Source organism: Paractinoplanes abujensis (assembly GCF_014204895.1).
Taxonomy (GTDB): domain Bacteria; phylum Actinomycetota; class Actinomycetes; order Mycobacteriales; family Micromonosporaceae; genus Actinoplanes; species Actinoplanes abujensis.
Window position 1 is genome coordinate 7,435,713 of sequence record NZ_JACHMF010000001.1, and the last position, 20,157, is coordinate 7,455,869.

Here is a 20,157-nt window from a genome sequence, read left to right on the forward strand (position 1 = left end):
GGTGCGAGTCCTACCTTGATCGGGTGAATCTGAAGCTGCTCGGCGAGGTCTTCGTGACCCTGCTGGTCATTGTCGACCCGCCCGGCATGGTGCCGGTGTTCCTCGCCCTGACCGGCACGATGGACGGTCGCGCCCGGATGAAGGCGGGCACGCAGGCCGTGCTCCTCGCGCTCGGGGTGATCGTCGGTTTCGCGGTGGCCGGGCAGACCCTGCTCGACTATCTGCACGTGGAGCTGCCGGCCCTGCAGGGCGCGGGCGGCCTGCTGCTCATCCTGGTCGCGTTGCAGCTGCTCACCGGCAAGGCCGACGAGCCGTCCGAACAGGGTGGCACCACCAACGTGGCCCTCGTGCCGATCGGCACGCCGCTGCTGGCCGGTCCGGGTGCCATCGTCGCGACGATGCTCTTCGTGCAGCGGGCCGAGAGCGCCGACGAATACCTGGTCATCGGCATCGGGATCCTGCTGGTCATGCTGGCCGTGTGGCTCGTGCTGCGCTTCTCCGGAGTGATCGTCAAGCTGCTCCGGCCGGCCGGGATCGAGGTGCTCACCCGCATCGCCGGCCTGCTGCTGGCGGCCATCGCGGTGCAGCTGATCGCCGACGCGATCGACGCCTTTGTCCAGCTTTACATCAACGCGCCCTGACGACGTTTTTGTCGTACCCGGCTGGCAGGATTGCTTCCGTGCCCCCCACCAAGTCCCGCGGAGCGGTTCCCGAGCAACTCGGCTTCGACGGCATGCCCGAGCGGCTCTTCGTGTGCACGCCGAGCAAGCTGGGGGCGTTCGAGGACTGCCCGCGCCGCTATCGCTATTCCTACGTCGACCGCCCCTCGCCGCCCAAGGGTCCGCCCTGGGCGCACAACTCGCTGGGTGCGAGCGTCCACACCGCCCTGAAGAACTGGTATGCGCAGCCCGTCGACCGGCGCGAGCCCGAGGCGCTGCCGGGGCTGCTCAAGGCCACGTGGGTGCGCGAGGGTTATCGTGACGTCGATCAGGAACGCGTGACCTATCGGGTGGCGTTGCGCTGGCTGGAGACGTACGTACGGGGTCTTGATCCGCTCGACGAGCCGCTCGGGGTGGAACGCGTCGTGGCCACCAAGACCGCGGTGCTGGCCTTCAACGGCCGGGCCGACCGTATCGACGCGCGCCAGGGCCCCGACGGTCCCGAGGCGGTGATCGTCGACTACAAGACCGGCCGCTCCGGGCTCGACGCCGACGACGCGCGCGGCTCGCAGGCGCTGGCGCTGTATGCGTATGCGGCGCAGCGGGTCTTCCGTCGCCCCAGCTATCGGGTCGAGCTGCACCACCTGCCCACCGGCACGGTCGCGACGCACGAGCACACCGAGGAGTCGCTGGCCCGCAAGGTGAGCCGGGCCGAGGACACCGCGCGCGACATCATGGCGGCCGAGCGGGCCGTGGCCGCCGGGGCCGACCCCGACGCCGAGTTCCCGACCAATCCCGGAGCGCTCTGCTCGTGGTGCGACTTCCGCCGGTTTTGTCCCGCCGGCCAGGAAGCCCCGGCCAAAGACCCGTGGGAGTCGGTCAATCACCTGACGGTCTGACCTGCCGGCTTTCGACCTGGCCTTTCAGCCCTCGGCGACTCCGGCTCGCTCAAGTGCCGCTTTCCGGATCGGTGGCACCCGATATTTGCTCGGCAGTGAGCTGATCACCGTGTCGAGCAGCAGGCGCAGGCCGCGGGCGGAAAGGTTCGCGGTCAGGTCGGTGCTGGGCCAGCCCGGCCCGCCGTAGAGGCGCCGCGCCCACGGCGGCAGCAGGCCGATCGCGGTGCTCGCCACGCCCAGATAGGCCCACCGGGTGGGGCCGAGGGTGAGACCCAGGCGCAGCGCGGCCGGACCCCAGTCGGGCGCGGGTGGCACGGTGAGGAAGAGGGCCGTCTCGGCGCCGTCCTTGGTCAGGGTCAGCTCGGGGCGCATCGTCTCGTAATAGGCGGCCACCTCGGCGGCGGTGCCGGGCACGGTGGCCGGGTCGAGGCCGACCAGTTCGGCCGCCCGGAGCTGCTCGGTGTAATACCGGTCGACCTCGTCGGGCGTCAGCTTCACGCCGGCCCTGGTCGCGGTGTCGAGGAACGATTCGACCTCGGCCACGTGCACCCAGCGCAGCAGCTCGGGCTCGTCGATGCGGAACTTCTCGCCCGTACGGGGATCCGTCGCGGTCATGTACGAGTGGATGCGGCGCAGCCGGCTCGCGGCCCGTTCGACCTGCTCGGTCGTGCCGTAGATGACCGTGGCGACGTACTCGGAGGTGCGGTTGAGACGGCCCCACGGATCGGAGCGGTAGCCGGAATTCTGGGCGACACCGGCCACAGCCCGAGGGTGCAGCGCCTGCAGGTAGAGCGAGCGGAGGCCGCCCAGCAGGAGGATCGGTTCGCGATGCAGCTTCCAGGTGACCGAATCCGGCCCGAACAGCCCCACGTCGACGCTCATACATCCAGCGTGCCACGCTCGGGCCGGAAACTTGAACTCGTTCAGGTAGTTGTTTCTGTCGCCCGGCGGCTCTGACACGCCGGGCACAGACCCCAGAAAGTGACCTCGGCCTCGTCCAGTTCGAAGCCGTGCGAGCCGGACGGGGTCAGGCAGGGTCGGTCGCCCACGGCGCAGTCGACGTCGGCGATCTCGCCGCAGCCCCGGCAGACGATGTGGTGATGGTTGTCGCCGACCCTGGCCTCGTAGCGGGCGGGGCTGCCGGCCGGCTCCAGGCGGCGGGCCAGTCCGGCCCGCGACAGCGCGCCGAGCACGTCGTAGATGGCCTGAGTCGACACCGAATCGAGGCGGGTGCGGGCCCGGGTAGCGATGTCCTCGACTTCCAGATGACCGCGCTCGGCCAAGATTTCCAGCACGGCAAGGCGCGGCTTGGTGACCCGAAGGCCGTGCTCACGCAGCAGTTCCTCACCGTTCGACATCGGTCCATGACAGCACGGAATCGGCGAATCCCCAACTCCCCCTCAAGATCCCGTTTTAGTTGAACCGGACAGCTTCGGCCGGTGTATGTGCAGGCAGAAGATGCTTGCGTCGTCAGATATCTCTAAGCTGGCGGCCCGAACCAGTTCCTCAGGAGGCGTCGTGTTCGACCAGATCAACGGCTTGCCGGTGCACGCGCTCGTGCTGCACGCCGCTGTCATTTTCGTCCCGCTGCTCGCGGTGGGGGCAGTGGTCTACGCGCTGGTTCCCCGCTGGCGGCCCAAGCTCGGCTGGGCGGTCGTGCTGCTCGCGGTGGCCGCCCCCGCCTCCGCCTTCGTGGCGAAGGCCTCAGGCACCGAGCTCTACAACCGCCTGCTCGACCAAGGCATGAGCGGCCGCGGCAAAGAAATCCTCGACGACCACATGGGCTTCGGCACCCTCACCGCCTGGTTCGCGCTCGCGCTCGGCGTGGTGAGCATCGTCCTGGTGGCGCTCACGTGGCGCCGAGCCGGCGGCCGACTCCCGATGATCGGCGAAGTCGGCGCGGCCGTCGTGCTGATCGTGCTCGCGGCGCTGTCCGGCTACTACGTGTTCAAGACCGGCGACTCCGGAGCCACCGCGGTGTGGGGAACCTACTGAGCTCTAGAAGATCACCCGGGCGCAGAGCAGGCACAGCAGGATCAGGGCGATCGCGCCGGCGACCAGGCCCACCCCGTACGTGACCGTGCGGGCCGAGCCCTCGGCGTCGTCGAGCGCGTCCTGATCCTGCGGCGGCAGGCTGCGCGGCGGCGGCGGATGCGCGATCGTCGGCGGACGCCAGTTGGCTGACGGCCGGGCGGTGCGCGGCGGGCCCGGATAGTCGTTCCTGGGCGTGGGCGCCTCCGGCGGGGGCTCGGGCGCGGCGGAATCGGGATCCGGTCGTTGCCAGTACGCGTCGTCCGGGACGCCGGTGGGGGAGCTCACGTTCACCGACGGTACAGCCGAAGGGGGAAGACTTCGGCAGCGGCGCAGGCCTACCCTCGTAGGCGTGGACATCCTGGATGAGCCCGAGCGCGACAACGACGCCGAGCGTGAAGTCGATTTCGACTCGGAAGAGGCGGCGATCCTTCCCGACCAGACCCGGGACGACACCGAGCGCGGCTGGGGCGAACGCTCCTACGACAACGACGACCGCCTTCTGGAGGACCGTCCGCCGCACTGGTGAGCTGCCCCGGTCTTGCATCAAGACGATTCTTCCGATCTATGGCAAGTCATGACGGCTCTTCCGGGCGGGTCATGACGGCTCATCCGGGCAGGTCATGACGGCTCTTCCGGGCAGGTCGTGATGGCTCTTGCGGGCGAGTCATGACGGCTCTTCCGGGCGGATCATGACCGCGAAGCTCCGGCCGGGCTGGGCCACTGCGTGCTCGGCCTCGTCAGGCGTCAGCGCCAGCAGCAGGCCGCCGACCGCGGGATCGTCGGAGCCGGTGACCCGCAGGACCAGGGCGGACTCGGCGACCGGCGTGGTGGTGCCAGCCGGTTCGTCGAGGCGCAGCAGGTCGACCCGATTGCCCGCCTCGACCAGGGCCAGCGCCGCCGGATCAGCCAGACGGACGGGAACGCCGACGCTGCCCGCCGGGACCTGCCCGCCCTGGCCCACCGGCGCTGAAGCCGTCGGCGTCTTGACGGCGGGCACCGTGAACGCCGGTGGGGCGGCGCACTCGCCCTCACTGGAAGGGGACCACGCCGTCAGAGCGGCGGAAACCAGCAGGATCGCGACAATGACGAGGCGTAACAGCTTGCCGCGAGCCGGCCGGCGCCAGCGCACAGGATCGAGGCGCCCATCGCCGCGGTCGCGGCTGGATGATCCCGGCGCCTTGGGGAGGGCAGTATCCAACCTGGTCCTGCCCATCGGCCATGCCCCTTCCGTTCGCCCTGACGTCGCGGTCTTGCGGCGCCGGGGCGGACGTTAGGCGAGGCGGGAGATCGTTCGCTCGAGCCCTGTGGATAACCCGGAATTGTGGATAACTCGGGGGTGGGCTCGCGGATGGCGTACCTTCACAAAGCCCCCCGGGTGGGTGGTCCAGGGGGAGGGCCGTGGTGGGTGGTCCAGGGGGAGGGCCGTGGTGGGTGGTCCAGGGGGAGGGCCGTGGTGGGTGGTCCAGGGGGTGGACCTGGTGGGGCCAGGGACGCGTGACTGGGTGTTGGCGAGGGTTGCGCGGCTACTCGGCGTGTGGCGGAAGTAGCGAGCGGCGGCCGGGAGTGGCGAGCGGCTGCCGGGAGTGGTGAGCGGCTGCGCGGCGTTCGGCGGGGGACGGCGAGCGGTTGACCGGCGTGGGCCTGGACGGGTGACCGGCGCGGCGGGCGGCGGGCCGGTGGTCAGGGCACAGCGAACCGCGCCGGGTTGAGGGGGCGCCGGCGCGGTTCGTGGGGTGCGGTCAGGACGCGGCGGGGGTTTTCGAGCTGCTCGACGACGACGAGGACGACGTCGTGGTGGACGAGGACGTCGACGAGCTGGCCGGCGAGGACGACGAGGACGTGGACGAGGAGTCACTCGTGGACGTGCTCGTGGAGGCGTCCTTCTTCGTGGACTCGTTGCCGCCGGACTTCTCGGCGCTCACGTTGCCGGAGCGGGAGTCGTTTCGGTAGAAGCCCGAACCCTTGAAGACGATGCCGACCGAGTTGAAGACCTTGCGGAGTTTGCCCTGGCAGTTCGGGCACTCGGTCAGTGCCGGGTCGGAGAACGACTGCACGGCCTCGAGCTGGTGTCCGCACTCGGTGCAGGCGTACTGGTAGGTAGGCACGGCTCCTCCGGATCTGGTCGGCTGCTGGCACTCGCCAACTCCGAGTGCCAATGTTGCGCCATCGGAGGTCATTTCGTCCACTCGACCCCGCGGCTGAGGGCCGAGCGGCAGATCAGGCGAGGGCCGGGCGGCAGTTCAAGTGAGGGCCGGGCGGCAGTTCAAGTGAGGGCCGGGCGGCAGTTCAAGTGAGGGCCGGGCGGCCGGCTCAGGTGTCGAAAACGGTCAGGCCGCCGCCGGGGGTGATCGCCGCGTGGACGGGGCGGTCGTGGGGTTCGGACGGCACGTGGTCGAGCAGTTCGCCGTCGTGCAGCAACGCCACCACGTACGTGTCCGCGCTCAGGCGGGCCAGCGCCCGGTCGTAGGAGCCGCCGCCGCGGCCCATGCGTACGCCGCGGCGGTCGACCGCGAGGGCGGGCACGAAGACGATCCGGGCCTCGGTGACGGCCGTGACCCCGAGCCGGGGGCTGTCGGGTTCGCGCAGCCCGTGGGGGCCGTCGACCAGACGCGAAGGGGTGGCGGACGGATACGCGGCCCAGTCGAGGTCGTTGTCCGGAAGGAGGACGGGCAACAGGACCCGGGCGTGGGCGGCGAGCGACGGCACCAGGCCGGGCCCGCCCGGTTCGCGACCCACCGGCACGTACGCCGCCACCAGCACTGAACGGTCCTCACGGCGTACGAGGGAAAGGGCTTGATCTTGAATGGTGACGGCGGCGGCAGCCAACGCGGAGGACGTCAGGGCGCGACGGGATGTGAGGAGACGATCGCGGAGCGCCAGCTTGGCGGCGCGAGATCTTTCCGCATCACGGGTTAAATCGGGCACGCAACACCCCCTTTTGAAAAGCGGCAAACGGTGCACACTATGTCAGCATCGCTCCAAAGAGGGCCACTCCCGGGAGGATGCGTGACGCTGCGTGGCCGGCTCACCACCGCCTTCCTGGTGGTCGTGCTCGGTCCGGTGCTGCTCGGGTCCATCTTCGTCGCGGTCACGGTTGCCACGGTTTCCCGGGACCGGATCGCCGAGCGGCTCGACCATGCCGCTACAACGGTGCAGACCGGGATGGCGGCGGCGTGCCGGCAGTTGCAGGCGGCGGCCGACGCGGTGGCGGTGGTCCCCCCGGACGACCGATCGGCGGTCGCGGCCCAGCTGATCACTCGCGGCCTGGCCTCCGACATCAAGATCGTCAGCGCGGCGATGGCGCGCTCGGGTGGGACGACGGTGCCGGCGCCACGCCCGGTGGAGTTCACCGGCTGGCAGGACTGCTCGGCGCCCACGGGCGGACCGGTTACCGCGATCGCCGCCCGGTCGGTCGCCGGTCCCGAGACGATCACCGCCGCGCAGGCCGTCGACCAGGCTTTTCTGGCCCGGCTGGCCGCCGCCAGCGGCACCGACGTGCGGCTGACGGGCGACCGGCCGAGCGGGGAACACCGTCGCCTGAGCGCCAAGCCCGGGCAGCCCCTGCCGCTCACGCTGACCGTGCCACCGGGCAAACCCACCTTCCTGTACGCGCTGCTGCCTGCGGTGGTGCTGGCCGTCGCGCTGGCCGCGGTGCTGGTGGCGCGCTGGCTGGCCTACTCCACGACCCGGCCCCTGGGCGAGCTGGCCTGGGCCGCCGATCGGGTGGCCGACGGCGACCTGAACACCCGGGTGCCGATCCTGCGGGCCGACGAGCTGGGCCGGCTCGCCGCGACCTTCAACCGGATGACGCGCGAGCTGCAGGCGTACGTGCAGGCGCTGACGGCCAGCCGCGATCAGTTGCGCGGGCACCTGGCGATCCTGGGCGAGACGTTGTCCAGCACCCATGACCTGCACCGGATTCTGCAGGTCATCCTGCGTACGGCCCTGGCCGCGACGGGGGCCCGGGCGGGTCTGGTGCTGCTGCTCGACCCGGCCACCGATCAGCTGGTCGCCCGGTGCGGGGTGGGGCTGCCGGGCGACTGGGACGTGCCCGACACCGAGCTGATCAAGCGTCGGCTGCCCGTCGGTCAGGGTGTGCTCGGCTCGGTCGCCGCCACCGGGGAACCGCGGCGGGGGCAGGGTTCGCCGGTGTCGGCCGAGCCGCCCTGCCTGACGTACGTGGCCGTGCCGATCTGCGCTCCCGCGGTGGCCGAGGAGCCGGGCGATCCGCTGCCCCAACCGGCCACGCTCGGGGTGCTCGCCCTCTACGACCGGGTCGGCGGGGACGCGTTCGACGACGCCGACTTGCACACCTTGCGTACGTTCGCCGGGCAGGCCGGAGTGGCTGTGCACAACGTACGGATGCACGAGGAGGCGCAGCGGCTGTCGCTGACCGACCCCCTGACCGGGTTGTGGAACTACCGCTACCTGCGGGAATCCCTGCGCCGGGAGGTGGAGCGGGCCAGCCGGTTCGGGCGCATGCTCGCCGTCCTGGTGCTCGACCTCGACCACTTCAAGGAGGTGAACGACACGTACGGGCATGCGGCCGGGGACGCGGTGCTGGGCGAGTTCGCCCGGCGGATCCGGGTCGGGCTGCGCGAGGTCGATGTGGCGTTCCGCCAGGGCGGCGAGGAGTTCGTGGTGCTGCTGCCGGAGACCGACGCGTACGGCGGGGCGATCGTCGCCGAACGGCTCGGCGCGGCGGTGCGGGGCCGTCCGGTGGCCGTCGACGCTGTCCAGATCCCGATCACCGTGTCGATCGGAGTGGCGGTCTATCCCGAGCACGGCGAGAATTCGGTGCAGGTGCTCGCGGCCGCCGACCGCGCGCTGTACGCGGCCAAGAACGCGGGCCGCGACACGTACCGGTTGGCGGAGCCCGCAGATGTGACGAAGTCAGGGGTTTCTTCTGGTGATCATGAAGGAAACTTTGATCAGGCGACGGCCGTCCCGGGTGGGTTACGACCGCAGCAACACAGGCGCGGCCGCTAGTCTCGCGGCATACCACGGGCAGGACCGAGTGAAGGTGCGGTGACCTTGATGACCACGAACGCGCATGCGTCCGGCCGTCGGGCGGTAAAGGCCGTCATCCCGGCCGCGGGCATGGCGACCCGGTTCCTGCCGGCCACCAAGGCCGTGCCGAAGGAACTGCTGCCCGTGGTCGACCGGCCCGTCCTGCAGTACATCGTGGAGGAGGCCGCGGCCGCCGGCATCACCGACGTCCTGCTGGTCACCGGGCGTGGCAAGACCTCGATGGTCGACCACTTCGACCGCCGGCCCGACGTCGAGGCCCGGCTGGAGGAGAAGGGCGACACCAAGCGGCTGGCCGAGGTGCGGCGCACCAGCGAGCTGGCCGACATCTACACCGTGCGCCAGGGTGAGGCGCTCGGGCTCGGCCACGCGGTCGGCACCGCCGCGTCGCACGTGGGCGACAACGCGTTCGCGGTGCTGCTCGGTGACGAGTTCGTCGAGCTGGACAAGCCCTTGCTGCCCGCCATGCTCGACCTGCAGGCCCGTACGGGGGGAATTGTTCTGGCCCTGGGCGAGGTGAAGCCGGAGGAGACGTCGCGCTACGGCATCGCGTCGGTCAACCCGTCGGCCGAGGGCGACGACATCGTCGAGGTGACCGGGCTGGTCGAGAAGCCCGACCCCGAGGAGGCGCCGAGCAACCTGGCCGTGCTCGGGCGTTACATCCTGCCGGCGAGCATCTTCGAGGCGATCGAGAACACCAAGCCGGGCAGCGGCGGCGAGATCCAGCTGACCGACGCCATGGCGCAGCTGCTGGCCGACGGGGTGCCCGTGCACGCCGTCGTCTATCGCGGGCACCGCTACGACACCGGCATGCCGCTGGGCTACCTGCAGACGGTGGTCATGCTGGCCGCGAAGCGCGATGATCTGGGCGAGGAGTTCCGGAGCTGGCTGGCCGAGTTCGTCGCAGGCGGTGCGAAAGGATGACGGCCACGGCCGATGCCGAGGCGGCCGCCAACGAGCTGATGCCTCTTGCCGAATACCTGGGCAGCGTGCTGCGCAGGCTTCGCGCGCTGCCTCCGCTCGACCTCGACCTCACCCAGGCCCACGGCAACGTGCTGGCCAACGACGTGCTCGCGCCGCACCCCTACCCGGCCTTCGACCAGGCCGCGATCGACGGGTACGCGGCCCGCTGGGAAGACCTGTCCGGGGCCGGACGTGTCGGCTCCCACCCGTCGTTCGGGCGGTTCGAGGGCGGGCGGCCGGTGCGGCTCAACGTCGTGGGTGACCTGGGGGCGGCCAGCTGGCGTCCCGTACGTCTCAACCCCGGCACCTGCTTCTCGGTGGCGGCCGGGGCGCCGCTGCCCATCGGCTCCGACGTGGTCGTGCCCGTGCACTGGACCGATCAGGGCATGGCCGCCGTTGAGATCCAGCACGCACCCAAGCGGGGATCCGGCGTACGGCGAGCCGGTGACGAAGTGGCCGCGGGCCAGGTGCTCGCGCCGGCCGGGGCGTACGTGACCCCGGCCATGGTGGCCACGTTCGCCGCCTCCGGCATCGGGCACGTCGTGGTGCGGCCCAGCCCGCGTGTCGTGGTCGTGGCGACCGGTGACGAGCTGGTCGACGTGGGCCGGCCCAGCCAGCCCGGGCAGGTCGTGGACGCCAACTCGCACGCGCTGACGGCGGCCGCGGTCGAGGCGGGCGCCCTGGCGTACCGGATCGGGATCTGCGACGACGACCCGGAGGGACTGCGCGGCCTGCTGGAGGACCAGACCCTGCGGGCCGATCTGATCATCACCACCGGTGGCACCGGCACCGGCCCCGGCGACATGCTGCGGCGGGTGCTGTCCCGGCGGGACCCCGGCCGTGGCGCCGTCGAATTCACCGACGTCGCGCTCAGCCCCGGCGCCACCCTCGGTTTCGGCACGGTCGGCGGCGAGGAAGTGCCCGTCGTCTGCCTGCCCGGCGAGCCCGGCTCGGCCCTGATCGGCTTCGAGGTGCTGGCCCGGCCGGTCATCCAGCTGCTGGCCGGAGCCGAACCCGTCTTCCGGACGAGTGTGAAGGCGCACCTGCTGGAGACGATCTCCTCCCCGGGCGGCCTGCGCGAATTCCGTCCCGCGCACGTGGCGGAACGGCGCGGCGGGGGACATACGGTGCAGCCGCTGGCCGGTGGGCCGTACACTCTCTCCGGCCTGGCCGAGGCCAACGGACTGCTGGTGCTCGGTGAGCGGGTCACCACGGCGGCCGCCGGCTCGACCGTTGATGTGCTGCTTTTCGACCGGAGGCGATAGATGCTGGGGTCCACACCCGGGTGGCCCGCTGTGCTGGCGGACGGCCCGGTGGTGTTAAGGCCCTACAAGCGCGGCGACGGCCGGGCCTGGTCCGAGGTGCGGATCGCCAACCAGGAGTGGCTCGCTCCCTGGGAGTCGGCGCCGCCGGGCCCGTGGTCCGAGATGAACTCCACGCGCGCCTTCGGCTACGTCTACGCCGACATGAAGCGGGCCGCGCGGCGTGGCGACAGCATGCCGTTCGCGGTCTGCCTGCGGGAATCCGACGGCAGCGAACGGCTCGTGGGCCACATCAACCTGGGCAACATCGTCCGCAGAGCGTTCAGTTCCGCGTACGCCGGATACTGGGTCGACCACCGGGTGGCCGGCCGCGGAGTCATCCCGACCGCCCTCGCGCTCGCCGTCGACCATGCTTTCGGCCCCGGTGGGCTGCACCGCATCGAGGTCAACATCCGGCCCGAAAATCGTCCGTCGCGCCGCGTGGTGGAGAAGCTGGGCTTCCGGGAAGAGGCCTACCACCAGCGCTACATGCACATCGACGGCGGCTGGCGCGACCACCTCGGCTACGCGTTGACCAGCGAGGAGGTCGCCGCGGAGGGCGGCCTGATGGCCCGGTGGCGGCGCGTCCGGGCCTGAAACCGGTGTGCCTTATTGATCCTCACAGCTCGACGCGCGGCGCGTCGGGCGTATTTCCGCAGCTCGCGGCCGTAATCTCGGGGAGATTGGGTCTTGCGGACCGCCTTGTGAACGTGCACGAGCGGACCGCCCACAGCTGACGGGAGGGGTGAGGGTGCCGACCTCGGTGCTCCTCGCCGTCCTCGCCGCGGCCGGACTGCTCGCCCTGGCGCCGGCGCTGGTACGCCGGTACGACGCCACCGAGCGGCTCGCCGCGGAGCGGGCGTCGTCGACGGCGAGGGTGCTTCAGCGCCGGCGCCGTCGCCGAACTGTGCCCGGACGCCGACCGATCAACCCCGGACGGCTGGTCACGGTTACGGTCCCGGCCCCCGTTTCTGCCGAGAAACCCCAACGCCGGCTGCGCCTGGTCACACCCGGCCGCCGCCCGCCCCGGCGTCTGCCGCAGCGCCGGCACACCCCCGCGGTGGTCCGCCGGCGCCGCGTCTTCGCCGCCCTGCTGCTGCTCAACATCATCGAGCTGGTCGGCGTGGCCGCCGTCGGCCCCGGCTTCTGGATCGGCTTCGCGGTCACCGGCGCCCTGCTGGCGATCGACCTGGTGCACCTGCGCAACCGGGCCCTGGCCGACCACCGGCGTCGTCGCATCGAGGCCCGCGAGGCGGCATGGCTGGCCGCCCAGCAGGCCATGGTGCGCCGCGAACAGGCCCGCCGGGCCCGCGACCGCCGCGAGAAGCAGAAGCAGCTCGCGGCTCAGCGCGAGGCGGCCCGCCGTACGGCCATGGGTCTCGACCGCGACGAGGCTCCCGCCGCGCCGCCGTCGGTGCACTATCGCCGGACCGGCGGCCTGCGGGGACGGGCCTACGAGGCCGGGGGACGACACCACACCGCGTAGGTGGGGTCGGTTCGCGAACGTCCGGTCCGACCTGTTAATGTTGCCGAGGTTCCACGGACTGCGGTCCGCGGGCTGGTAAGGGGCTGTGGCGCAGTCTGGTAGCGCACCTCGTTCGCATCGAGGGGGTCTGGGGTTCAAATCCCCACAGCTCCACGAGCTTTGTCGCCCCGGGTCCGCACACTATGCGGACCCGGGGCGCTTCGTCATGTCTGCTCCGGGGGCCGAGCCCCCGGAAGCCCCCCGGTGCGGTCAGTTGCGCTGGGCGAAGGGCTGGGCGGCGCCGTCGAGGTTGTTGCCGGTCCGCTCGGTGCGGGCGGACCGGCAACGGGTCGTCAGGACACCGGCGTCGTCGGGGTGCGAGTGATGCGATAGCTGGTGGGAACCGGGTCGCCCACCAGCACCAGGGTCGGCGCCTCGCGGTCGCCGGTCGCGCAGGTGAACTCGGTGTCATTACCGGTGCAGATGTTGTAGCCGTCCCGGTTGACGTGAACCTCCAGGGCGCCCGAGCCGGACACCTTCTCGATGGTCGTGGTCAGCTGGGCCGCGTCGATGTATTGCGGCATCCGGAAGCAGCGGGTGATGTGGTCGGCGTCGAACTCGGCGAGCACCTCCTCCGTCCACGGCTGGCAGTTGGCCATGATCCGCTTGGTCTGGAGAACGAACTTGTACTCACCGGCCGATCTCGCGGTGAACATCACCCGGGTGTAGCCGGGCCGGGGAGAGGCGACCAGCTGGTACTCGGGACGCTCGGCCTCCGTGGTCGACGGCGGGAAATAGATGTCGACGGCGTCCGGGTCGGCTCGGGTGAACTCGTAGCAGTGCACCTCGCCGGCTCGGGTGAACGTGCCCTTCTGAGCCGCCTCGGGCAGCCCGTAAACACCGACCTCCTGGCACGGGAACGGCTCGTAGTGGGTGAACGTGACCGCATAGGGCCGGTCCTGGACCAGCGATGACGTGTCGCCGTCCGCCACCAGGATAAAAGTGCCGGCCTTGGTGAACTCGCAGAGACCGTCGGCCGGGATCGTGTAACCCCGCGCGCAGGCGCTGGTGTGGATGCGCTCATTGCCCTCGAGGGCGATGAGCCGGCGCGGCTCGCCGGTCTGGGCGACGTTGGTGATGAGGTATTTGCCGGGCGCGGGCACGTGGATCGTGCGGCAGCGAATGCCGCTGAACGCGTCGGGCGTCGGGTCGCCCGGGAGGCCCGGCGTGAGCTCCGGGCACCCGGCCCGGCTGGTCAGCGAGCGGATCTGGATCTCGTCGTCGGCGGAGTCGGCGGGCGCGAGGGTCATCGCGACGAAGTCGCCGCTGGCCGCCCGGATCTGGCACGGCGGGTTGTATCGGCTCGGGAAGGTGCAGACACCGACGTTGTTGAGGTCGCGGATGTAGGCGATGCCGGTCTCGGCGAAGCCGAAGATGCTCTCGCCGTTGGTGGCGCTGAACCGCACGCAGTGCGCCTCGAGGTCGTCGCTCTGCGGGAGGCGGACCGAGGCCGCGTCCCACGCCGTGGAGACACGGGTGGTGCAATCGGCCGGGTCCTGCCGGACGGCGGCGATCCGGTAGGTCATCGTGTCGGTAGCCGACCGGTTGCCGATCCTGACCTGGTAGTCGCCCTCGGTGCTGACGGTGCAGTCCCAAAGCGTCCCGGCCCCGAACGGGCACAGCCGGCTCTCGTCGGGCCGGAAGACCCAGCCGTTGTGGTTGACGCCCGCGCCCCGGACCTGCAGGAAATACCGGCCGGCGGGGAGGTGGACCTCGGTGCAGCCGGTGCCGCCGGGAGGCACGATCACGGTGTTGATCTGCTCGGCGGCGAGCGGGCCGAATCGGCCGGGCTCGAGCTTGGTGCACTCCGCGGCGGCGGCGGCCGGAGCCGGTGACGCGGTAACCGCGGGTGGGGCGCCCGGCTCGTCGGCTCGAGCGGTGCCCGTGATGGCGAAGGACATGACAAGGCCGCACAGCAGTGCGGCACCCCAACGTTTCAAGACGTTCCCCCGTACTCGTCGTTGCTGGTGTCCTCAGTGGATATCACGGGAAGCGTCGATCTCTCCACCCCGTGCGCGACATATGCGTACGGGAAACGCATATTTCAGCGAGCGGCCATCGGCCCGAAGCGATAAGTACTAAACATGAGGGTTGCTACTTTTGTGTGGTACCTCTGGAGGCAGCCTCGGAGGTGACCCATGAAAGCTCCCCTGCCCGACAACGAGACCGACCGGCTCGCCGCCCTCTACGCGCTCGACATCCTCGACAGCGAACCGGAGCAGGACTTCGACGACATCGTCGCGCTCGCCTCGAACGTCTGCGGCACACCGATGTCTCTGGTCACTCTGCTCGACACGGATCGCCAATGGTTCAAAGCCCGGGTCGGGACGGAGAAGACCGAGACCGACCGTGACAACGCGTTCTGCGCGCACGCGATCCTGGGGCGGGACTTGATGGTGGTGGCAGACGCGACCCAGGACCGTCGTTTCGCGGACAACCCGCTGGTCACCGGTGATCCCGGCATCCGCTTCTACGCGGGGGCGCCCCTCGTGACGACCGACGGGTTCGCGCTGGGGACGCTCTGCGTGGTCGACAACGAACCCCGGCGGCTCGACATCGAGCAGTTGCAGGCGCTGCGCGCGCTGGCCCGGCAGGTCACCTCACAGATGGAACTGCGCCGGCACGCGGTCGCGCTGGCCAACACCACGGCCCGCCTGCAGGAACTCGAACGGCGCAAGGACGACCTCGCGGCCCTGCTCGGCGGGGACCTGAGGGCGCCGCTGCGCCTCATCTCGGCGTACGTGGAAAAGCTCGGAAAGACCGGCTACCACGACGCCGAAATGGCCGACCTGATCGGGCGGGCCACCGCCGGGCACATTCGCGGCTTCCTCGACCTGCTGCATCACCTGAGCACGATGGCCGAGGCCGGGTTCGGCACCGAAAGCCTGCACATGCGTCAGATCGACCTCACCCGCATCACCCAGCGGGCGGTCGAAGCCGTCCGCCCCATCGCCGCCACCAAACAGATCTGGATCCTCAACCAGGCCGGCGGGCCCGCCCTGCCGATCATCGCCGATCCCGTACGTCTGGAGCAGGTGCTCACCCACCTGCTCTTCGCCGCCGTGAAGTACACGCCGACGGGTGGACGAGTGCGGGTGGGCACCGAGATAGAGGCCGGCCCGGCCGTACGCCTCGACGACATGGACCTGCCCGACGGCATGCGGCCCGAGTTGTTTCCGCACCTGTACTACGGCGCGATCGCCAACCCGGCCAACATCCCCGGACCCGACCGGGGGCTCGCCGTGGCCAAGAAGATCCTCGACGCCCATCACGCCACTGTCGCGCTCTCGGACCGGCCCGGCGACGGCACCTCGCTGCACGTGGTGTTCCCGTCGGCCGACCTCACCCCGGCGACCGTGCTCGACGACATGATCACCGTCTGATTCCCGTACGTCTTTTCCGTTTTGCTCGTCTGTACGCAATCGGCCCGTGCCCGCTCGGCTGCAGTTCGAGCGGGCACGGGCCGACGCTTCACCCGGTGCTGAGCCGGGCTTTCACCCGGTGCTGAGCCGGGCTTTCACCCGGTGCTGAGCCGGGCTTTCACCCGGTGTAGACCGGGCCGGAGCCGCCACCCGGGGGCGAGCCGGCTGACGGAAGATCCTCGGGGCCGAGCTCCGCGGTCTGCTGGTGCCGCACCGTCTGTGACGGCACCGCCGGTCGCGCGACGGCCCGGCCCGCCGCCGGATGCGACTCGGCCCGGCCCTGACCCAGTGTCGAAGGCCAAGTGTCCACAACGGGCGCAACCTCGGCCGCCGGCGGAGGCGGCACCTCGGTGCGGGCCACCAGCCCCGCCCGGTGCAGCTTGTGCCAGCGCAGCCGGCCCCCGGTCAGCGCGGTGGTCGCCGACTGCATCAACACCAGATACATCAACTGCCGGTACGCGAACTGCTGCAACGGCAACCGCCAGAGCGGCTTGAGCGACTCCGAGTCGAAACGGAACGCCACCGCCGCGGTGAACAGCTGCAGGGCGAGCATGCCCACCCACGCCACGACGGTCTCCTCCAGCTCCCAGAAGACCAGGCCGTAGACGAGCATGATGTCCACCACCGGCGCCAGCATCGGCAACGCGACCCCGAACAGGGCCAGGAACGGCAGCCCGAGCCGGCCGAAACGACCCGACGGACCCTTGTCGAACAGGGCACGGCGGTGCTTCCACATCGCCTGCATGGTGCCGTAGCTCCACCGGTACCGCTGCCGGTACAACTGCTCCAAAGTGGCCGGCGCCTCGGTCCAGGCCTTGGCGTCCTCGGCGTAGACGACCCGCCAGCCCTGCCGCAACATGGCCATTGTGACGTCGGTGTCCTCGGCCAGCGTCTCGTCGCTGATCCCGCCGACCTGCCGCAGAGCCTCACGACGGAACGCGCCGATCGCGCCGGGCACGGTCGGCATGATGCCGAGTACCTCGTACAGGCGGCGGTCCAGGTTGAAGCCGATCACGTACTCGATGTGCTGCCAGGCCGCGACCATCCGCTCCCGGTTCCCGACCTTGACGTTGCCGGCGATCGCGCCCACGGTCGGGTCGGCGAACGGCTGCACCAGCGTACGGATCGAGTCCGGCTCGAAGATCGTGTCGCCGTCGACGGTGACGATCAGGTCGTGCCGGGCCAGGGCGATGCCCGTGTTCAGGGCGTTCGACTTGCCGCCGTTGGGCACGCGCACCACCCGTACGTTGGGCAGTTTCATCTGCTCGACCAGCGCGGCCGTGCCGTCGGTGGACCCGTCGTCGACGACCACCACCTCGATCGCCGGGTAGTCGCCGCCGGCCAGGGAACGTACGGCGGCCTCGATGCCCTCCTTCTCGTTGTAGGCGGGCACGATGATCGACACCGGTTCGACCACCGGGGGACCCCAGCTCCAGCTCTTCTTGCGGCGCTGCCGGGCGTGGCGGGTGGCCAGGAGCAACAAGAGTGCCGTACGGCCGATGGTGAGCGCGCCGACGATCAGGAACAGGATCGCGATGAACCAGACCAGGCCGTCGGCCAGCCGTACGGTCCAGATGACCGCGCTGCCCCGCCAGACGTCACTGTGCGCGGCGCTCGGGTTCTCGGGCAGCAGGGGAACCTTGGCCGCGGCCGCCTGGTTGCTCTGCGCGATCGTGCCGTTCAGGCCCTCGGTGACGGTCGTGAACTGAAAACCCCGCGCCTTCATGGCCGGGATGAACTGGCGCAGCGCGTCGACCGACTGCTGGCGGTCACCCCCCGCGTCGTGGAACAGGATGATGGCCGAGTCGTCGCCGGTCGGGGTGGCGTTCTTGATGATCTGCGGAACGCCCGGGCGCTGCCAGTCCTCGCTGTCAAGGTCGTTGACGACGACCAGGTAGCCCTGCTTGCCGGCATCCTTGATGATCTTCCAGTTGATCTCGTCGATGGCCGCGTTCTTCGACGAGTACGGGAACCGGGCCAGATTGGTGTGCACGCCGGTGGCCCGGGCGATCGCCACCTGCGTCTGCGACAACTCCAAGGTGCGCCGCCACGGCGCCAGCCGCTGCAGGTTCGGGTGGGTGAACGTGTGCAGGCCCAACTCGTTGCCCTCATCGGTGATCCGCTTGGTGAGCTGCGGATGCCGCGACACCTCAGAACCGACGACGAAGAACGTGCCGTGCGCGTCGTTCTCCTCCAGCACGTCAAGGATCTTCGGCGTCCACGTCGGGTCCGGGCCGTCGTCGAAGGTCAACGCGATCGTCTTCGGCGGCATGCGGCTGGTGCTGGCCTGACCACCAGTGGTGTTGATGACGGGGCCGCCGTTGAGGATCTCGGTGGGGACGCCGGCCTGGTCGCCTACCTCGGAATCCAGGTGGTCGCTCTTGAACTCGGCGTTGATGTACGCCTGCACCACCAGGACGCCGACGAACACCAGCACGAGCAGCGAGCCGAGCATGATCCGGGGGCGGGGGAGAAGCCTGCGCCGTACGGGGCCGCGGCCGCGGGTGCGGGCCTTGCTGCGCGGCATCGGGGGCGGGGTGTTGGGGGGTGGGGCCTGGTGGGCGGGGGTGTGAGGCGTCACTGAAGCACCTTGGTCGTGAGGGGTATCGGGGTCTTGGCCGTGCCGTCTCGGGGTTCGCTGCCTCCTTCGGTTGCGGTGTTCTGGGGGGTGGCAGTTCCGGAGCCCTCCGCGCCTCCGGTGCTGCTCGTCTTGTTGGCGCCGTTGCTGCTGCTCGTGCCGTTGTTGCTGCCGCCGCTAGCTGTGCCGCCGCTACCGCCGCTAGCTGTGCCGCCGCTGCCGCCGCTAGCTGTGCCCCTGCTTGTGCTGTTGTTTCCGCCGCTGCTCGTTCCGCTGCCGCTGCTCGTGCCGCCGCTGGTGGCGCCATTGCCGCCGGCCGTTCCGCCGCCGCTTCCGCCGTTTGTGCCGCCGCCGCTGCTGCCGCCGTTTGTGCCGCCGCCGCCGCTGCTGCCGCCGTTTGTGCCGCCGCCGCTGCTGCCGCCGTTTGTGCCGCCGCCGCTGCTGCCGCCGTTTGTGCCGCCGCCGCTGCTGCCGCCGTTTGTGCCGCCGCCGTTTGTGGTGCCGCTGCTGCTGTTTCCGCCGTTTGTGCCGCCGCCCGATCCGCCCCCAGAGGCGGACGAGCCCGAGCCGCTCGGGCTCGGGCTCGTCGGGTCGTCGACAACTGATCCGCCGCCTTCCCCACCGGACCCGGGCGGCACCGGGACAACCGGAGTCGTCGGTGGCGGCGCCGTAACGGTCGGCGTGGTGGGAGGTGTGGTTGTCGGAGTCGTCGGCGGCGTCTTCGTCTTCTCCGGCGTCCTCGTGGTCGTCGGGGTCGGCGGCTTGACCGTCGGCGACGGGGTCGGCGTCCTCGTCACCGTGGGCACCCGGGTCGACTCGAGCCGGGGCGGCTGCGGCTGAACAGTGGTCCGGCGCGGCTGCACCTGCGGCAGGTAGAGCGCGCGGGCCGCCTGCGTCGGCGTGGGGGTCGGCGCCAGGCTCGGCTTGACCGCCGGCGTCTCTTTCTTCTCCTCGGGCTCGAGACCGGGCAGCGGCAGCACGGCGCTGGAGCGGACGGGTCCGCCGGCCAGGCTGACGCTGATCAGGCCGCCGTACAGCATGACGAGCACACCGAACGCGTACGCGAGCCGCCGCAAGAACCGGCTGCGGCGACCGGTGCTGTCCACGAACACCGGCGCGGGCGTCTCCACCGAGATCACTTCGGTCTCGGGAGAGTCGGGGGCGACGAAATGCGGGTTTTCTGGCTCCTGCGAAGTCACGCGGCGAGCTTAAAAAGATAAATCGCGATCTTGCGACGTCTCACTCTTCTGCGTGACGGATGATCGTTATTGAGAATTCAACCGAAATGATGAGTGCTTAAGTTTGACCAGATGGGGGCTTGTATGTGCCACGGTCGAACACGCATCGCTGAGCTGCACCGAATTGGCGAATGGTTCGAGGTTACGCGGTTTTGCCAATTGTTTTGCTGTCGCATCCCCGACAATGAAAGAAGCAAAAGCCCGAAGCATATTCACACGACGATATGCACTTCTTAACGAGAATATACCGCTATGTCCGGGTTGTCGAACAGGCTTGATCGAAATTTGAAAGTTCCCCAGGCCACCCGTTGTGTCCGACATCGGAGGTCGTTAAGCTTCATCTTGCGCGCCCCTATCGCCCGCTTCCCCCGTGGCAGGCGATCGGGGCGCGCTCTTATGTTCCGGCCCGCCCGCGTGAAGCCAGTCCGCGGCATACGGCCTTTCCAGTAAGGCCGTGAGCCCCACGCTGTGGATGACGCGTCCGTCCCTGTGGACGGCGACCCGGCCCCT

General features: G+C 70.3%; 19 protein-coding genes, 1 tRNA gene and 1 pseudogene. 13 read left to right on the plus strand and 8 right to left on the minus strand.

Annotation, left to right across the window (positions count from 1 at the left end; all coding sequences use genetic code 11):
* The first annotated feature begins 23 nt into the window (after positions 1–23).
* Together BKA14_RS34135 and BKA14_RS34140 are read left to right on the plus strand one after the other, a co-directional pair.
* Positions 24–641: a MarC family protein gene (locus tag BKA14_RS34135; RefSeq protein WP_184954877.1), complete on the plus strand. Its 618-nt coding sequence runs from the start codon at positions 24–26 to the stop codon at positions 639–641.
* 92 nt (positions 642–733) lie between these two features.
* Complete coding sequence (locus tag BKA14_RS34140; RefSeq protein WP_260417532.1) at positions 734–1,558, plus strand: RecB family exonuclease; 825 nt, start codon at positions 734–736, stop codon at positions 1,556–1,558.
* A 24-nt stretch (positions 1,559–1,582) separates the two neighbouring features.
* Here BKA14_RS34140 and BKA14_RS34145 read toward each other — a convergent pair whose 3' ends face one another.
* Both BKA14_RS34145 and BKA14_RS34150 read right to left on the minus strand, forming a co-directional pair.
* On the minus strand, positions 1,583–2,440 hold the full coding sequence (locus BKA14_RS34145; protein ID WP_184954879.1) for an oxygenase MpaB family protein: 858 nt from the start codon (positions 2,438–2,440) through the stop codon (positions 1,583–1,585).
* Between the two features lie 41 nt (positions 2,441–2,481).
* Positions 2,482–2,916, minus strand: a complete 435-nt coding sequence (locus BKA14_RS34150) for a Fur family transcriptional regulator (protein ID WP_184954880.1) — start codon at positions 2,914–2,916, stop codon at positions 2,482–2,484.
* Between the two features lie 160 nt (positions 2,917–3,076).
* On the opposite strand from BKA14_RS34150, the gene BKA14_RS34155 reads away from it, so the two are divergent.
* Positions 3,077–3,553 (plus strand): DUF2231 domain-containing protein, encoded by a 477-nt coding sequence (locus tag BKA14_RS34155; RefSeq protein WP_184954882.1) that lies wholly within the window; start codon positions 3,077–3,079, stop codon positions 3,551–3,553.
* A gap of 3 nt (positions 3,554–3,556) precedes the next feature.
* Here the strand turns inward: BKA14_RS34155 and BKA14_RS34160 are convergent, their stop codons facing one another.
* Positions 3,557–3,877, minus strand: coding sequence for a translation initiation factor 2 (locus BKA14_RS34160; protein WP_308441168.1), 321 nt, complete (start codon positions 3,875–3,877; stop codon positions 3,557–3,559).
* Positions 3,878–3,941: 64 nt separating this feature from the next.
* Here BKA14_RS34160 and BKA14_RS34165 point away from each other — a divergent pair, with 64 nt between their 5' ends.
* Positions 3,942–4,118, plus strand: a complete 177-nt coding sequence (locus BKA14_RS34165) for a hypothetical protein (RefSeq protein WP_184954885.1) — start codon at positions 3,942–3,944, stop codon at positions 4,116–4,118.
* Positions 4,119–4,256: 138 nt separating this feature from the next.
* Here the strand turns inward: BKA14_RS34165 and BKA14_RS34170 are convergent, their stop codons facing one another.
* A complete protein-coding gene (locus BKA14_RS34170) occupies positions 4,257–4,721 on the minus strand; it encodes a hypothetical protein (protein WP_239092586.1) in 465 nt (154 codons plus the stop codon).
* Positions 4,722–5,320: 599 nt separating this feature from the next.
* Between BKA14_RS34170 and BKA14_RS45320 the strand changes: the two genes are divergently transcribed.
* On the plus strand, positions 5,321–5,542 hold the full coding sequence (locus BKA14_RS45320) for a hypothetical protein (protein WP_239092585.1): 222 nt from the start codon (positions 5,321–5,323) through the stop codon (positions 5,540–5,542).
* 14 nt (positions 5,543–5,556) lie between these two features.
* On the opposite strand, the pseudogene BKA14_RS45325 reads toward BKA14_RS45320, so the two are convergent.
* Both BKA14_RS45325 and BKA14_RS34180 read right to left on the minus strand, forming a co-directional pair.
* Positions 5,557–5,769 (minus strand): annotated as a pseudogene (locus tag BKA14_RS45325) (FmdB family zinc ribbon protein); the annotation flags it as partial.
* Positions 5,770–5,902: 133 nt separating this feature from the next.
* Positions 5,903–6,517, minus strand: coding sequence for a 5-formyltetrahydrofolate cyclo-ligase (locus BKA14_RS34180; protein ID WP_184954889.1), 615 nt, complete (start codon positions 6,515–6,517; stop codon positions 5,903–5,905).
* Between the two features lie 81 nt (positions 6,518–6,598).
* Here BKA14_RS34180 and BKA14_RS34185 point away from each other — a divergent pair, with 81 nt between their 5' ends.
* The 6 genes from BKA14_RS34185 to BKA14_RS34210 all read left to right on the plus strand — a co-directional run bounded on the left by BKA14_RS34185 (position 6,599) and on the right by BKA14_RS34210 (position 12,523).
* A complete protein-coding gene (locus tag BKA14_RS34185) occupies positions 6,599–8,581 on the plus strand; it encodes a sensor domain-containing diguanylate cyclase (RefSeq protein WP_184954890.1) in 1,983 nt (660 codons plus the stop codon).
* Positions 8,582–8,629: 48 nt separating this feature from the next.
* Complete coding sequence (locus tag BKA14_RS34190; protein WP_184954891.1) at positions 8,630–9,544, plus strand: UTP--glucose-1-phosphate uridylyltransferase; 915 nt, start codon at positions 8,630–8,632, stop codon at positions 9,542–9,544.
* The gene (locus BKA14_RS34195) at positions 9,541–10,848 is read left to right on the plus strand and encodes a molybdopterin molybdotransferase MoeA (RefSeq protein ID WP_184954893.1); all 1,308 of its coding nucleotides are present in this window, start codon (positions 9,541–9,543) and stop codon (positions 10,846–10,848) included. The genes BKA14_RS34190 and BKA14_RS34195 overlap by 4 nt, the downstream gene beginning before the upstream one ends.
* A complete protein-coding gene (locus tag BKA14_RS34200; protein ID WP_184954895.1) occupies positions 10,849–11,481 on the plus strand; it encodes a GNAT family N-acetyltransferase in 633 nt (210 codons plus the stop codon).
* A gap of 154 nt (positions 11,482–11,635) precedes the next feature.
* Positions 11,636–12,370 carry a divisome protein SepX/GlpR gene (gene sepX / locus BKA14_RS34205; RefSeq protein WP_184954896.1) on the plus strand — a complete coding sequence of 245 codons (735 nt, stop codon included), beginning with the start codon at positions 11,636–11,638 and terminating at the stop codon, positions 12,368–12,370.
* A 79-nt stretch (positions 12,371–12,449) separates the two neighbouring features.
* Positions 12,450–12,523: transfer RNA gene (locus BKA14_RS34210), tRNA-Ala, on the plus strand.
* Between the two features lie 179 nt (positions 12,524–12,702).
* Here BKA14_RS34210 and BKA14_RS34215 read toward each other — a convergent pair.
* Complete coding sequence (locus BKA14_RS34215; RefSeq protein ID WP_184954897.1) at positions 12,703–14,310, minus strand: hypothetical protein; 1,608 nt, start codon at positions 14,308–14,310, stop codon at positions 12,703–12,705.
* A gap of 237 nt (positions 14,311–14,547) precedes the next feature.
* On the opposite strand from BKA14_RS34215, the gene BKA14_RS34220 reads away from it, so the two are divergent.
* On the plus strand, positions 14,548–15,792 hold the full coding sequence (locus BKA14_RS34220; protein ID WP_184954899.1) for a GAF domain-containing sensor histidine kinase: 1,245 nt from the start codon (positions 14,548–14,550) through the stop codon (positions 15,790–15,792).
* A 157-nt stretch (positions 15,793–15,949) separates the two neighbouring features.
* Here the strand turns inward: BKA14_RS34220 and BKA14_RS34225 are convergent, their stop codons facing one another.
* Complete coding sequence (locus tag BKA14_RS34225; RefSeq protein WP_184957135.1) at positions 15,950–18,358, minus strand: bifunctional polysaccharide deacetylase/glycosyltransferase family 2 protein; 2,409 nt, start codon at positions 18,356–18,358, stop codon at positions 15,950–15,952.
* A 171-nt stretch (positions 18,359–18,529) separates the two neighbouring features.
* On the opposite strand from BKA14_RS34225, the gene BKA14_RS34230 reads away from it, so the two are divergent.
* A complete protein-coding gene (locus tag BKA14_RS34230) occupies positions 18,530–19,249 on the plus strand; it encodes a hypothetical protein (protein WP_184954900.1) in 720 nt (239 codons plus the stop codon).
* The last annotated feature ends 908 nt before the right edge of the window (positions 19,250–20,157 follow it).

Excerpts from the sequence above, each read along its gene's own strand:
- BKA14_RS34140 (WP_260417532.1), top strand. The coding sequence starts at position 734 with ATGCCCGAGCGGCTCTTCGTGTGCACGCCGAGCAAGCTGGGGGCGTTC.
- BKA14_RS34145 (WP_184954879.1), bottom strand. The coding sequence starts at position 2,440 with ATGAGCGTCGACGTGGGGCTGTTCGGGCCGGATTCGGTCACCTGGAAG.
- BKA14_RS34150 (WP_184954880.1), bottom strand. The coding sequence starts at position 2,916 with ATGTCGAACGGTGAGGAACTGCTGCGTGAGCACGGCCTTCGGGTCACC.
- BKA14_RS34190 (WP_184954891.1), top strand. The coding sequence starts at position 8,630 with ATGACCACGAACGCGCATGCGTCCGGCCGTCGGGCGGTAAAGGCCGTC.
- BKA14_RS34195 (WP_184954893.1), top strand. The coding sequence starts at position 9,541 with ATGACGGCCACGGCCGATGCCGAGGCGGCCGCCAACGAGCTGATGCCT.
- BKA14_RS34200 (WP_184954895.1), top strand. The coding sequence starts at position 10,849 with ATGCTGGGGTCCACACCCGGGTGGCCCGCTGTGCTGGCGGACGGCCCG.
- BKA14_RS34215 (WP_184954897.1), bottom strand. The coding sequence starts at position 14,310 with ATGTCCTTCGCCATCACGGGCACCGCTCGAGCCGACGAGCCGGGCGCC.
- BKA14_RS34220 (WP_184954899.1), top strand. The coding sequence starts at position 14,548 with ATGAAAGCTCCCCTGCCCGACAACGAGACCGACCGGCTCGCCGCCCTC.
- BKA14_RS34225 (WP_184957135.1), bottom strand. The coding sequence starts at position 18,358 with ATGCCGCGCAGCAAGGCCCGCACCCGCGGCCGCGGCCCCGTACGGCGC.